Source organism: Pseudonocardia sp. ICBG601 (assembly GCF_020496245.1).
This window is the reverse complement of the sequence record NZ_JAHLJA010000148.1, coordinates 2,401,226-2,414,138: the sequence shown is the minus strand read 5'-3', so window position 1 is coordinate 2,414,138 and position 12,913 is coordinate 2,401,226. Positions and strand designations below refer to the sequence as shown.

Genomic DNA, 12,913 nt, shown 5'->3' with positions numbered 1-12,913 from the left:
GGTACGGCGCGTAGTGTGGATCGACGAGCGCCCGGCCGCCAGAGCCGTCGGGCCGAGCCCTTCCATCACGGAGCGCGCACCGCGACGACGCGCCGCCGCGCCCGGGCCCGTCGGCCGAGCACACCTCCCCCGAGGTCTCCGCAGGACGTGCCACGTTCTCGAGGAGACCTGTCTTGACCAGGCCGCAGTTCCGCCCGCCGTCGTCCGACGCCGGCACCACGTCCGACCGTCCCGCCCGCCGGCGGGCCACCCGCCCGTCCGGGCCGTCCGCCGACGGCGGCGCCCACCGCGGGTCCGCCCGGCGCGACGACCGTCGCACCGAGACCCGCGGCGACGACCGCCGCGACCGTCCCACCCGGGACGACGACCGCCGTGACGCCCCGCGTCCGGCCCGGGGCGCCCGCACCGGCGGCCCCGCCCGCGGCGAGCGCTCCGGCGCCCCCCGTGGGGACCGCCCCGCCCGGGGCGAGCGCTCCGGCGACGGCGGCGGCAACCGCGCCGAGCGTCGCGAGCACCTCCAGGACGGGAGCCGGAACGACCGCGGCCCCGCCCGGTCCGCGCAGCGCGGCGGTGACCGTCCGGCCGCGCGCCGCGGCCGCCGCGGTGGTGGCGCCGCGGCGTCCCGTCCGGCCCCGGCCCGCGCCGCCGCCGTCGCCGCCCCTAAGGCGGAGCCGGAGCCGCAGTGGGTCGAGCCCGAGGACGGCATGCCGTCGTTCGCCGAGCTGGGCCTGCCCGAGCGCCTGACCAAGGCACTGGCCGAGCAGGGCTTCACCGCCCCGTTCCCGGTGCAGGCGGCCACGCTGCCCGACACCCTCGCCGGGCGCGACCTGCTCGGACGCGGCCAGACCGGGTCCGGCAAGACCCTCGCCTTCGGGCTCGCGCTGCTGGCCCGCCTGGCCGGGGAGCGCTCCCGCCCGACCGCCCCGCGCGGCCTGGTGCTGGTCCCGACCCGCGAGCTCGCCACCCAGGTCGTCGAGGTCCTGAAGCCGCTGGCGAAGGCGGTCGACCTGCGGGTGACCGACATCGTCGGCGGGATGTCGATGAACAAGCAGGTCGCCGAGCTCCGGCGCGGGGTCGATCTGCTGGTCGCCACCCCGGGCCGGCTGTCCGACCACCTGCAGCAGCGCACCTGCGACCTGTCCGAGGTCACGATCACCGCGCTGGACGAGGCCGACCGCATGGCCGACATGGGCTTCCTGCCCCAGGTCCGCGCGATCCTCGACCGCACCCCCGCCGACGGGCAGCGCCTGCTGTTCTCCGCGACCCTCGACGGCGACGTCGACACCCTGGTCCGGCGCCACCTCACCGACCCGGTGACCCGCTCGGTCGCCCCGCCGACCGGCAGCGTCGCGACGATGGAGCACCACGTGCTCGTCGTCGACCGCGACGACCGGTCCCGCGTCATCGCCGAGATCGCCGCCCGGGAGGGCCGCACGATCCTGTTCGTGCGCACCAAGCACGGCGCCGACCGGATGGTGCGGGTGCTGCGCCGCGAGGGCGTCGCCGCCGGGCCGCTGCACGGTGGCCGCTCGCAGAGCCAGCGCAACCGCGCGCTCGACGACTTCCGCTCCGGTGCGGTGCCGGTACTCGTCGCGACCGACGTCGCGGCCCGCGGCATCCACATCGACGACGTCGGGCTCGTCGTGCACGTCGACCCGCCCGCCGACCCCAAGGCCTACCTGCACCGCGCCGGGCGTACCGCCCGGGCCGGTGAGGACGGCGTCGTGGTGACGCTGGCGATGCCCGAGCAGCGCGCCGAGGTGGACCTGCTCACCCGCCAGGCCGGGGTCTCCGCCGAGGTCTCGACGGTCCGCCCGGGGCACCCTGACCTGGTCCGCGTGACCGGTGCGCGGGAGCCGTCCGGCGAGCCGATCGTCGTCGCCAAGCCGCCGAAGCCGGCGCCCCGCCGCCGCCCGGCCGCGGGCGGGGCCGCGCGCACCGACCGGCCGCGCCGCCGGCGCTGACCTCCCCCGGGTCGCGGCCGCATCCCCGGCCGCGACCCGTGCGGGTCAGCCCCGCCGCGCCTGCCGGCGCAGCTGTAGGATCCGGCCCGTCCCGGGCACGGCGACCAGCAGGATCCCGGCGATCGCGGCGAACAGCAGCGCCACCCCGGTGGGCAGCGTCCCGGTCAGCCACAGGAAGTTGATCGCGACCGGCTCGGTGTTCTGCAGGATGAACACCAGCAGGAAGATCAGCACGACCGCCGAGAGGATCAACGCGGCCCACAGCCCGCCGGTGCGGGTGTGCGGGATCGCGCGCTTCTCGGTGGTGGCCTCGGAGTCCGGGCCGCCGCCCTCCACCGGCACCGCCACGGTCGGCTGATCGGCCGTGGGGTCGGGCGTGCGCAGCGCCGGATGGGTCGCCGGGTCCGCCGTCGGGTCCTCCGGTCCGACCCGCCCCCAGGCCGGGGAGTCGCCGCCCCGTCGGTCGTCGCTCATCCGTTCCGCCTTTCTCTCCCAGCGTGTCCGCTCGTGCACCCTCTGGGTCCGGGCACGCGCGGGAGTATCGCGCACTCGGCGTCCCGGAGACGGCGACGCGCGGGGCACGCCCGCCGTCCGGTCGTGCGCCACCGGCCGAGGAACTACCGTCGGGCCGGCAGCGCCGCCGAACCCCGCGAGGAGCGCACGTGGACCACGCCGAAGCCGTCCGGATCTTCTTCGCCGCCGCACCGGAGGGGATCGAGGTGCCCGGCGCGGTGACCGGGGGCGCACCGGCCCGCCGGCTGCGCGACGCGCTCGAACCGGTCGCCATGCACGACGTCTGGTCCTCCCGGGTCGGCGACGCCGTCGGCGCCCGCGGCCTGGACTTCTTCACCGCCTACGTCGGCGGGCGCGGCGGACCGTTCGGCGGCCGGGCGCCCGGGGCGCTGGTCGCCGCCGCGTTCGCCGTGTTCGAGCCCGGGTTCGTCGGCTCCACCTGGGAGGACGCGCTGCGTCTGGTCGACGTCGAGGAGCTGCAGCAGCTGCGCGACGCCGAGACCGCCGCGAGCCTGCGCGCGGTCCTCGGCGACGAGACCGACGCGGGCCGCGTCGCCGAGGTCGCCGAGATCCTGGAGCGCGCCGTCGACGCGGTGTCCGGCGCGGGCAGGCCGCTGTTCTCCGCCCTGCGTGCCCGGCCCCGCCCCCAGGACCCGGCCGGGCGGCTGTGGCGGGCCGCCGACCTGGTGCGCGAGCACCGCGGCGACGGCCACGTGGCCGCCTCCGTCGCGGCCGGGCTGGACCCGGTGCGGATGGGCATCCTCGCCGAGCTGTGGGTCGGCTACCCGCTCGGCGAGTACTCCGGCACCCGCGCCTGGCCGCAGGACATGGCCGACGCGGGCGCCCGCAGGCTCGCCGAGGAGGGCCTGACCACCTCCGCCGGGTCCGACGCCGCCCTCACCGACGACGGCCGCCGCTTCCGCGACCGGGTCGAGGCCGCCACCGACGCGTCCCAGGACGACCTGGTCGCCGCGCTGGGCGACGACCTCGACGGCGTCGCCGCCGACCTGGACCGCTGGTCGCAGGCCTGCATCGACGCCGGGCAGTTCCCGCCGGACCTGCGCAAGAGGGCCGCGGGCTGAGCCCCGCTCAGGAGCGGCGGCGCTCCATCGGGACGTGCGGGATGCCGTCCTCGACGAACCGCTCCCCCGCAGGCACGAACCCGTGCCGGGCATAGAACGGCTCCTGGACCTCCTGGGCGTCGAGCACGCAGGGGCGGTCGCCGACCTCGGCGAGCACCGAGTCCATCAGCCGGTGCCCCAGCCCGCGCCCACGCGCGTCGGCACGGGTGCAGACCCGGCCGATCCGCAGCACCCCGCCCGGGTCGGCCAGCAGCCGCAGGGTCGCGACGACCGTGCCGCCGTCGGCCAGCCAGTGGTGCCGGGTGCGCGGTTCGAGGTCGCGCCCGTCGAGCTCCTGGTAGGGGCACTCCTGCTCGACGACGAAGATCGCGGTGCGCAGTGCGAGCAGCGCGTACAGGGTGGCCGGGTCGAGGTCGGCGGCCCAGGCGCGGTGCAGGGTCGGGGTCGTCGCCGCGGCCGGTGTGGGAACGGTCATCTGCAGAGGGGTACCAGAGCGTCGCGGGCCCGCGGAAGCGGTTAGCCTCGCGACGTGGCCCACCATGATCTGGTCGTCATCGGCACCGGTTCCGGAAACACCTTCATCGACGAACGCTTCGCCGGTCTCGACGTCGCGATCGTCGAGCACGGGGTGTTCGGCGGGACCTGCCTGAACGTCGGCTGCATCCCGACCAAGATGTACGTCTACGCCGCGGACGTCGCCGAGACCATCCGGCACGCGCACACCTACGGCGTCGACGGCACCGTCGACAAGATCCGCTGGACCGACATCCGGGACCGGGTGTTCGGGCGGATCGACCCGATCTCCGACGGCGGGCGCTCCTACCGGGTCGACCGCAGCCCCAACGTCACCGTGTACTTCGGGCACGCCCGCTTCACCGGCGAGCGCGAGCTGGGCGTCGAGCGCACCGACGGCTCCGGCACCGACACCGTCAGCGGCGACCGGATCGTGATCGCCGCCGGGTCGCGGCCGAGCATCCCGCCGCTGGTCGGCGACGCCGGCGTGCCGTTCGAGACCTCCGACACCGTGATGCGCATCGACGACGTCCCGCGCCGGCTCGCGATCCTCGGCGGCGGCTACATCGCCTCCGAGTTCGCGCACGTGTTCTCCGCGCTCGGCGCCGAGGTCACCGTGATCGCCCGCGGGCCGAAGCTGCTGCGCCACCTCGACGACACGCTGTCCGACCGGTTCACCGAGGTCGCCACCGCCCGCTGGGACTGCCGGCTGGGCCGCCAGGTCACCGCGCTGTCCGGCGACGGCAGCGGCGGGCCCGGCGAGGTCGAGATCACCCTCGACGACGGCTCCACCGTCGTCGCCGACACGCTGCTCGTCGCCACCGGCCGGATGCCCAACGGCGACCGGATGGACCTGGACCGGGGCGGTGTGACCGTGCACGCCGACGGCCGCGTCGCCGTCGACGAGTACCAGCGCAGCGTCTCCGCCGCGGGCGTGTGGGCGCTGGGCGACGTCAGCTCCCCGCACCAGCTCAAGCACGTGGCCAACCACGAGGCCAAGATCGTCGGGCACAACCTGGCGCACCCGGACGACCTGCGCGCCACCAACCACGACTTCGTCCCGGCGGCGGTGTTCACCGAGCCGCAGATCGCCTCGGTCGGCATGACCGAGACCGAGGCCCGCGACGCCGGGTTCGACATCGCGGTCAAGGTCCAGAACGTCGGCGACGTCGCCTACGGCTGGGCGATGGAGGACCGCACCGGCATCTGCAAGCTGGTCGCGGAGAAGGGCACCGGACGGCTGCTGGGCGCGCACCTGCTCGGGCCGCAGGCGTCGACGCTGGTCCAGCAGCTGATCCAGGCGATGGTGTTCGGCCAGACCGTCTCCGAGATCGCGACCGGGCAGTACTGGATCCACCCGGCGCTGCCCGAGGTCATCGAGAACGCCCTGCTGGGGCTGGAGATCTGAGGCTCAGCCGGCGGCGCGCTCGGCCGGGTCGAGCGGCTCGCCGGGCGCCTCCGGACGCGGCCGCGCCTCCGGGTCGTACGTCGTCGCGGGGCGGGTCTCGCCGCGCAGCTCCTCGAGCAGCCCGGTCACCGCGTCCATGATCTTCGCGGTGGCCGCGTCGAGGGTGGTCTTCGTGAGCGGCTTCCCGGCGAACTCCGAGAGGTCCACCGGCGGGCCGAGCGCGACCGTGACCCGCTTGCGCGGGAACGGCGTCGGCTTCCCGTCGGCGGGCAGGAAGTCCTGGGTGCCCCAGTTCGCCATCGGGATCACCGGGGCGCCGGAGCGCAGCGCGATCCGGGCGACGCCGTTCTTCGGCTTCATCGGCCAGTGCCCGGGGTCGCGGGTGTAGGTGCCCTCCGGGTAGATCGCGACGATCTCCCCGCGCTCCAGGGCGTCGATCGAGCCGGTGAACGACTCCGCCGCCCGCTTCGACGACCGGTACACCGGGATGTGCCCGCCGTGCCCGAGCACCCACTTCACCACCGGCACCGACCACAGCTCGCCCTTGGCCAGGAACCGCGGGATCCGGCCGTGCGCGGTGCCGAAGGCGATGTCGAAGATCGGGTCGGAGAACGAGACGTGGTTGCCGACCAGCAGGGCGCCGCCGGTGCGCGGCAGGTGCTCCGCGCCGCGCCAGCCCAGCCGGGTCCCGAAGACGACGAACGGCCAGATCACCGCGATCGCGAGCCCGAACCAGAAGCCCGACCCGCGACGCCGGCGTCGCACCGTCGCCACGACCTTCTGCCACACCGTCAGCTCCGGTGGCACGCCCATCGTCGTCGTCCTCCCCGCCCGTCCGTCCACGGCGCCCGGTCCCGGGCACACGACCATCTTCGCCCCTCACGACGACCGGGTGCGTCCGTGGTCCTACCCACCCCGGCCGTGACCACGGGAGGTGACGCACACCTCACCCGTTCGAGCGATCCCCGCGTGCCGAGATGTCTCGACGAGCGAGATACCGCGGACCCGATCTAGGGTCGACGGGTACGCACCGGTCGCGGACCGTGTCCGGGCCGACCCGATGTGAGGACGGTCCCACCGACCGGCCACCACCGGGCCGCCGGACGAACACGCGCCGAGACCGTTCCGGTGCCCCGTGCACCCCGTCCCCTGCGAGGCGCCCCGTGCCCGATCCGAGTCCGTGGCTGGAGAACGCCGGCGACCGACACCCCGAACCGGCCGGTGTCGTGCTCGTCGCCCACGGCGGGAAGTCGCACTCCACGGCGCCCGCCCGGCGCGGGCTGGCCCTGCTGCGCATGCTGCCGTTCGCGCACTCCCTGGAGCGCGGCGGGCGCGCCCACCGGACCGAGGTGGGCTCGGGCGTCGCAGTGCACCTGCTGCGCTACCGGCTGAAGGGCTGGAACGGCCCGGCCATGGACGCCTACCGCGACGCCGAGTGGGCCGTCCACGAGCTCGCGCGCCGCTACCCGGGACGCCCGGTCGTGCTCGTCGGGCACTCGATGGGTGCCCGCGCGGTGCTGCGGGCGGCGGGCGCACCCGGCGTCGTCGCGGTGTGCGGGCTCGCCCCCTGGCTGGAGGGCTCCGACCCGGTCGACCAGCTCGCCGGACGGTCGGTGCTGATCGCCCACGGCGACCGGGAGCGGATGACCGACCCCGCCGCGTCCTACGCCTACGCCCTGCGCGCCCGGTCGGTGACCGACCGGGTCGCCCGCTTCGACGTGCTCGGCGACGGCCACGCCATGCTCCGCCGCGCCGGTGACTGGACCTCCCTGGTGCGACGTTTCGCACTCGGCGAGCTCGGGGCCGAACCCCGCGACCCGGTCATCTCGAACGCCATGGCGGAACCCGCCCCGGCCGGGCTGCGGGTCGCCCTCGAAGGAGTTGACAGGTGAGTGCACCGCAGGCGCGTCCGACCGTCGCCGTCGTCGGCAGCGGGGTGTCCGGTCTGACGGCCGCCTACCTGCTGTCCCGCAGCCACGACGTGACGCTGTACGAGGCCGACGCCCGCCCCGGCGGGCACGCCCACACCCACGAGCTGGCGTCGTCGGACGGCGGGACCACCCACGTCGACTCCGGGTTCATCGTCCACAACGACCGCACCTACCCGAACCTGCTGCGCCTGTTCGGCGAGCTGGGGGTGTCCACGCAGGACTCCGACATGTCGATGTCGGTGCGCTGCGACGGCTGCGGGCTGGAGTACGCCGGCGCCCGCAAGCTGGGCGGTCTGTTCCCGCAGGCCTCCAACGCGGCCCGGCCGGCCTACCTGCGGATGCTCGGCGAGGTCGTGCGGTTCCACCGGCACGCACGGCGGGTCCTGACCGAGGAGTCCGCCGGCGACGTGACGCTCGGGGCGTTCCTCGCGATCGGCGGCTACTCCCGCTACTTCGTGCAGCACTTCATGATCCCGGTGGTGTCCTGCGTGTGGTCGGCGGGCGCGGCGCTCTCGCTGGACTACCCGGCGCGCTACCTGTTCACCTTCCTCGACCACCACGGCATGCTCGGGATCGGCGGCTCGCCGCAGTGGCGGACCGTCACCGGCGGGTCCCGCTCCTACGTGGACCGTGTCGTCAAGCAGCTCCCGGCGGTGCGCACCGCGACGCCGGTCCGCTCGGTCCTGCGCTCGACCGCGGGCGTCGAGGTCCGCGACGACGCCGACACCGTCGCCGCGTTCGACCACGTCGTGCTCGCCACCCACCCCGACCAGGCGCTGGCGGTCCTCGGCGACGGCGCCACCGCCGACGAGCGGGCCGTGCTGGGGGCGTTCACCTACTCCCGCAACGAGACCTGGCTGCACCACGACACCTCGCTGCTGCCGCGCCGGCGCGGCGCCCGGGCGTCGTGGAACTACCTCAAGCCCTCCTGCGCCGACTCGACCGAGGCCCCGGTGCTGGTCAGCTACGACATGAACCGGCTGATGCGCCTCACCGACCCCGACGACTGGGTGGTCACCCTGAACGGCACCGGGCGGATCGACCCGGACGCCGTCGTCGCGCGGATGACCTACGAGCACCCGGTGTACACGCCGGACTCGGTGGCCGCCCAGCGCCGCCTGCCGGAGCTGAACACCCCGGTCACCGCCTACGCCGGCGCCTACCACGGCTGGGGCTTCCACGAGGACGGCTGCGCCTCGGGCGTGCGCGCCGCCCGCGCGCTCGGGGTGAGCTGGTGAGCACCCCGGCGCTCTACGACGCCGAGGTCCGTCACGCCCGCCGGCGCGACCTGGAGACGGCGTTCTCGCACCCGATCTACTACTGGCTCGTCGACCTGGACGCGCTGCCGCGGCTGCCGTTCTGGCTGCGCCCGTTCGCCCGCTTCGACGCCCGCGACCACCTCGGGGACCCCGAGCGCGGGATCCGGGAGAACGTCGACACCTACCTGGCCGCGCACGGCATCGACCTGGCCGGGGGCCGGGTCCTGATGCTCGCCCACGCCCGGGTGCTCGGCTACGTGTTCAACCCCATCTCGGTGTTCTGGTGCCACCGCGCCAACGGCACGCTCGCCTGCGTGGTCGCGGAGGTGCACAACACCTACGGCGAGCGGCACTGCTACCTGCTGCACCCCGACCCGTCGGGGCGGGCGGAGGTGGACAAGGAGTTCTACGTCTCGCCGTTCCTCACCGTCGACGGCCACTACACGATGCGCCTGCCCGAGCCCGGTGACCGGCTCGGCATCGCGATCACGCTGCACCAGGACGGTGCGCCCGCGTTCGTCGCCACCCTGGCCGGGATCCGCAGGCCCGCGACCACCCGGCAGGTGGCGCGCACGGTGCTGCGCCGCCCGCTGGTCACCCAGCGGACCGCGGCGCTGATCCGGCGCCACGGCATCGCGCTGTGGACGAAGCTGCCGGTCGTGCCGAAACCGGACCGGCCACCACAGAACCGCGCGGGCCTCCCCGACGAACACTCCACACAGGATCAGCCTCAGGAAGGGCTCTCGCGATGACGATGCAGCACGACGGGATCGCCGTGCCGGTGACCGGCGGGGCGCGCGGCGCCCGGCCCCGCACCCACGCCGTCCCCCGCCCCAACGAGGGCGTGTGGCCCGGTCTGGCGACGCCGCCCGTGGCCCCGGCCAAGGCCCGGATCGCGGAGTCGCTGTTCCGCAACGCCGTCCGGTCGCTGCCGGTCCGTGTGGTGTTCCCCGGCGGGGAGCGCATCGGGTCCGGCGGTCCGTCCTCGCCGGTGATGCGGATCGAGCGGCCCTCGGCCTTCTTCCACCGGCTCGGCGCCGACTCGAAGATCGGCTTCGGCGAGTCGTACATGGTCGGCGACTGGACGACCACCGACCTGCCCGGGTTGCTCACCCCGTTCGCCGCCCGGCTGTCGACGCTGGTGCCGCCCGCCCTGCAGCGGCTGGGCCGCCGGTTCGCCGAGGCCCGCCAGCCCACCGCCGAGGTCAACTCGGTCGAGGGGTCGCGGGAGAACATCCACCGCCACTACGACCTGTCCAACGAGCTGTTCTCACTGTTCCTCGACGACACCATGTCCTACTCCGCCGGCTGGTTCGCCGACGGTTCCGACGACCTCGTCCTCGCCCAGGAACGCAAGATCGACGGCATCCTGGACATGGCGGGCGTCGAGGCCGGGATGCACGTACTGGAGATCGGCACCGGCTGGGGCGGGCTCGCGACGCGGGCCGCGCAGCGCGGCGCCCGGGTCACCACGCTGACGATCTCGCAGGAGCAGAAGACCCTCGCCGAGGCGCGGCTCGCCGAGGCGGGCGTGGCCGACCGGGTGCAGGTGCTGCTGCGCGACTACCGCGAGGCCCAGGGCTCCTACGACGCCGTCGTGTCGGTCGAGATGATCGAGGCCGTCGGCGTCGAGTACTGGCCGACGTACTTCGCCGCGCTGGACCGGCTGCTCAAGCCGGGCGGCCGGGTCGGCCTGCAGTCGATCACCATGCCGCACGACCGGATGATGGTCGCCCGCAACGACTACACCTGGATCCACAAGTACGTCTTCCCCGGCGGGATCATCCCGTCGGTCGAGTCCATCGAGGACAACCTCGCCCGGCACACCGGCGGGCTGCACGTCGCCGAGCGCCGGAGCCTGGGCTACGACTACGCCCGCACCCTGGGCCACTGGCGCACCCGCTTCCTCGAGCGGTGGGACGAGGTCGAGGCGCTCGGCTTCGACGAGACGTTCCGGCGGATGTGGGAGTTCTACCTCGGCTACTGCGAGGCCGGGTTCCGCGTCGGCTACCTCGACGTCTTCCAGTTCTCGCTGCAGCGCCGCCCGTCCTTCTGAGAGGTGCCCCCATGACCACCACCCCCGCGGAGCGTCTCACCTCGCTCCTGGAGGACGTCCTCGGCGCCCCGCTCCCGGTGCGGCTGCGCGCCTGGGACGGCAGCGAGGCCGGCCGGACCGGCACCCCCGACGACCCGACCCCGCCGACGGTGATCGTCAACCGGCGCCGGGCCCTGCGCCGGCTGCTGTGGGCGCCGGGCGAGCTCGGCCTGGCCCGCGCGTTCGTCTCCGGTGACCTGTCCTTCGACGGCGACATCGCCGACGGGCTGTCCCGGTTCTGGCAGCTCGCGAAGCCCGGGACCGGCGCGGTGCGGCTCGACCTGCGCCAGAAGCTCGGCGCCCTGGGCACCGCGGCCCGGCTCGGCGCCGTCGGCACCCCGCCGCGGCCGCCGGCGTCGGAGGCCCGGCTGGGCGGGCGGCGGCACAGCCGTCGCCGCGACCGCGACGCCATCAGCCACCACTACGACCTGTCCAACGAGTTCTACGCCTTCCTGCTCGACCCGCAGATGGCGTACTCGTGCGGCTACTGGACCCGCGACGAGGGGCCCGGCTACGGCCTGGTCGACGCGCAGCGCGACAAGCTGGACCTGATCTGCCGCAAGCTCGGCCTGGCGCCGGGGATGCGGCTGCTCGACGTCGGCTGCGGGTGGGCCTCGCTGCTCGTGCACGCGGCCGAGCACTACGGCGTGCACGCCACCGGCGTGACCCTGTCCGCGCAGCAGCGCGACTACGGCGTCGAGCGCGTCCGCCGGGCGGGGCTGTCGGAGCGGGTGGAGATCCGGCTGCAGGACTACCGCGAGATCGACGACCAGCCCTTCGACGCCGTCTCCTCCATCGAGATGGGCGAGCACGTGGGGCAGGAGAACTACGGCGTCTACGCCGCGCAGCTGCACCGCATGCTGCGCCCGCACGGACGCCTGCTGCTCCAGCAGATGTCGCGCGGCTCGGTCGGGTCGAACACCGCACCCGGCGGCGGCGCGTTCATGGAGGCCTACGTCGCGCCGGACATGTACATGCGCCCGCTCGGTGAGACCCTCGGGTTCCTCGAGCAGGCCGGGCACGAGGTCGTGGACGTCCACTCGATGCGCGAGCACTACGTGTGGACGGTCCGACCCTGGCTGGAGACGCTGCAGGCGCACCGCGACACCGCGGTCCGGATGATCGGCGAGGAGCAGTGGCGCATCTGGCTGCTGTACCTGGCCGGTGCGGCGCTGGCGTTCGAGGAGAACCGGATGGGCGTGCACCAGATCCTGACCGTGCGCCCCGGCGTCGACGGCACCTCCGGGCTGCCGCGCAGCCGCACCGGGATCCTGGGGCTCGACCCGGCTGTCGGGTCCGCCCCGGCGGGCGCGCCGTCGCCGGCCGCGACAGCATGATCGGTGTGAACCCGTTCCCCTGGGCGGCCTGGGCCGTCAACCTCGGCGTCACCGCTGTCGCCGTCGCGCTGCTCATGGCGCTGGCCTACGCGATCGGGGTGCGGCGCGGCCGGCACGACGGCGTCGACGTCGTCTGGGGGCTCGGGTTCGTGTGGGTCGCGCTCGTCACCGCGGTGACCGCGACGGCCCTCGACCCGACCGGCGACGGCTGGCGGCGCGCCCTGGTGGTCGTGCTCGTCGCGGTGTGGGGCGGGCGGCTGGCCCGCCACATCGCGCGGCGCAACCACGGGAAGCCCGAGGACCGGCGCTACGTCGACCTGCGCGAGCGCGGCTCGATCGGCCGGCGCGTCTACCTCACCCAGGGCGCGGTGATGTGGGTCGTCTCGCTGCCCGTCCAGGTCGCCCAGTACGGCACCGCGGCCACGGGATGGCTGATCGCCGTCACCGTGCTCGGCGTGCTCGTCTGGGCGGTCGGGTTCACCTTCGAGTCCGTCGGCGACGCCCAGCTGGCCCGCTTCACCGCCGAGCCCGCGAACCGCGGCGAGGTGATGGACCGCGGTCTGTGGCGGTTCACCCGCCACCCCAACTACTTCGGCGACGCCTGCGTCTGGTGGGGTCTGGGCATCCTCGCCCTGCACCACCCGGCGGGGCTGATCGGCCTGGTCGGGGTCGCCGTGATCACGGCGAACCTGATGAAGGGCACCGGTGCGGCGCTGCTGGAACGCGACATCGCCGACCGGCGCCCCGGCTACGCCGACTACGTCCGCCGCACCAGCGGGTTCCTCCCGCTGCCCCCACGTTCCTGACCCAC

12 protein-coding genes are annotated in these 12,913 nt (G+C 74.8%); 9 read left to right on the top strand and 3 right to left on the bottom strand.

What is annotated here, in order from left to right; all coding sequences use genetic code 11:
- Positions 1-173: 173 nt before the first annotated feature.
- Entirely contained in the window at positions 174-1,964 is a 1,791-nt protein-coding gene (locus tag KPL57_RS40880) for a DEAD/DEAH box helicase (protein WP_374203837.1), read from the top strand.
- 45 nt (positions 1,965-2,009) lie between these two features.
- On the opposite strand, the gene KPL57_RS40875 is transcribed toward KPL57_RS40880, so the two are convergent.
- Positions 2,010-2,438 (bottom strand): lipopolysaccharide assembly LapA domain-containing protein, encoded by a 429-nt coding sequence (locus tag KPL57_RS40875; protein ID WP_073578144.1) that lies wholly within the window; start codon positions 2,436-2,438, stop codon positions 2,010-2,012.
- 188 nt (positions 2,439-2,626) lie between these two features.
- Here KPL57_RS40875 and KPL57_RS40870 point away from each other — a divergent pair, with 188 nt between their 5' ends.
- Complete coding sequence (locus KPL57_RS40870; protein WP_226355789.1) at positions 2,627-3,559, top strand: hypothetical protein; 933 nt, start codon at positions 2,627-2,629, stop codon at positions 3,557-3,559.
- A 7-nt stretch (positions 3,560-3,566) separates the two neighbouring features.
- On the opposite strand, the gene KPL57_RS40865 is transcribed toward KPL57_RS40870, so the two are convergent.
- A complete protein-coding gene (locus tag KPL57_RS40865) occupies positions 3,567-4,034 on the bottom strand; it encodes a GNAT family N-acetyltransferase (RefSeq protein WP_226355788.1) in 468 nt (155 codons plus the stop codon).
- Between the two features lie 54 nt (positions 4,035-4,088).
- Here KPL57_RS40865 and KPL57_RS40860 point away from each other — a divergent pair, with 54 nt between their 5' ends.
- Positions 4,089-5,480, top strand: a complete 1,392-nt coding sequence (locus KPL57_RS40860; RefSeq protein ID WP_226355787.1) for a mycothione reductase — start codon at positions 4,089-4,091, stop codon at positions 5,478-5,480.
- A gap of 3 nt (positions 5,481-5,483) precedes the next feature.
- On the opposite strand, the gene KPL57_RS40855 is transcribed toward KPL57_RS40860, so the two are convergent.
- Positions 5,484-6,293, bottom strand: a complete 810-nt coding sequence (locus KPL57_RS40855; protein WP_226355786.1) for a 1-acyl-sn-glycerol-3-phosphate acyltransferase — start codon at positions 6,291-6,293, stop codon at positions 5,484-5,486.
- Positions 6,294-6,643: 350 nt separating this feature from the next.
- Between KPL57_RS40855 and KPL57_RS40850 the strand changes: the two genes are divergently transcribed.
- Genes KPL57_RS40850 through KPL57_RS40825 form a run of 6 tightly spaced genes read left to right on the top strand, consistent with a single transcriptional unit; the run spans position 6,644 to position 12,908 of the window.
- Positions 6,644-7,372, top strand: coding sequence for an alpha/beta hydrolase (locus KPL57_RS40850; RefSeq protein WP_226355785.1), 729 nt, complete (start codon positions 6,644-6,646; stop codon positions 7,370-7,372).
- Positions 7,369-8,649, top strand: a complete 1,281-nt coding sequence (locus tag KPL57_RS40845) for an FAD-dependent oxidoreductase (RefSeq protein WP_226355784.1) — start codon at positions 7,369-7,371, stop codon at positions 8,647-8,649. The genes KPL57_RS40850 and KPL57_RS40845 overlap by 4 nt, the downstream gene beginning before the upstream one ends.
- Positions 8,646-9,422, top strand: coding sequence for a DUF1365 domain-containing protein (locus tag KPL57_RS40840; RefSeq protein ID WP_226355783.1), 777 nt, complete (start codon positions 8,646-8,648; stop codon positions 9,420-9,422). Before KPL57_RS40845 ends, KPL57_RS40840 begins: the two co-directional genes overlap by 4 nt.
- Positions 9,419-10,726, top strand: a complete 1,308-nt coding sequence (locus KPL57_RS40835) for a cyclopropane-fatty-acyl-phospholipid synthase family protein (protein ID WP_226355782.1) — start codon at positions 9,419-9,421, stop codon at positions 10,724-10,726. Before KPL57_RS40840 ends, KPL57_RS40835 begins: the two co-directional genes overlap by 4 nt.
- Positions 10,727-10,737: 11 nt before the next feature.
- The gene (locus tag KPL57_RS40830) at positions 10,738-12,102 is read left to right on the top strand and encodes a cyclopropane-fatty-acyl-phospholipid synthase family protein (protein WP_226355781.1); all 1,365 of its coding nucleotides are present in this window, start codon (positions 10,738-10,740) and stop codon (positions 12,100-12,102) included.
- Positions 12,099-12,908: a DUF1295 domain-containing protein gene (locus tag KPL57_RS40825; RefSeq protein ID WP_226355780.1), complete on the top strand. Its 810-nt coding sequence runs from the start codon at positions 12,099-12,101 to the stop codon at positions 12,906-12,908. The genes KPL57_RS40830 and KPL57_RS40825 overlap by 4 nt, the downstream gene beginning before the upstream one ends.
- Positions 12,909-12,913 lie beyond the last annotated feature (5 nt).

Bases quoted from the DNA above. Each gene is read 5' to 3' on its own strand.
- KPL57_RS40875 (WP_073578144.1), bottom strand. From the start codon at position 2,438: ATGAGCGACGACCGACGGGGCGGCGACTCCCCGGCCTGGGGGCGGGTC.
- KPL57_RS40865 (WP_226355788.1), bottom strand. From the start codon at position 4,034: ATGACCGTTCCCACACCGGCCGCGGCGACGACCCCGACCCTGCACCGC.
- KPL57_RS40855 (WP_226355786.1), bottom strand. From the start codon at position 6,293: ATGGGCGTGCCACCGGAGCTGACGGTGTGGCAGAAGGTCGTGGCGACG.
- KPL57_RS40835 (WP_226355782.1), top strand. From the start codon at position 9,419: ATGACGATGCAGCACGACGGGATCGCCGTGCCGGTGACCGGCGGGGCG.
- KPL57_RS40830 (WP_226355781.1), top strand. From the start codon at position 10,738: ATGACCACCACCCCCGCGGAGCGTCTCACCTCGCTCCTGGAGGACGTC.
- KPL57_RS40825 (WP_226355780.1), top strand. From the start codon at position 12,099: ATGATCGGTGTGAACCCGTTCCCCTGGGCGGCCTGGGCCGTCAACCTC.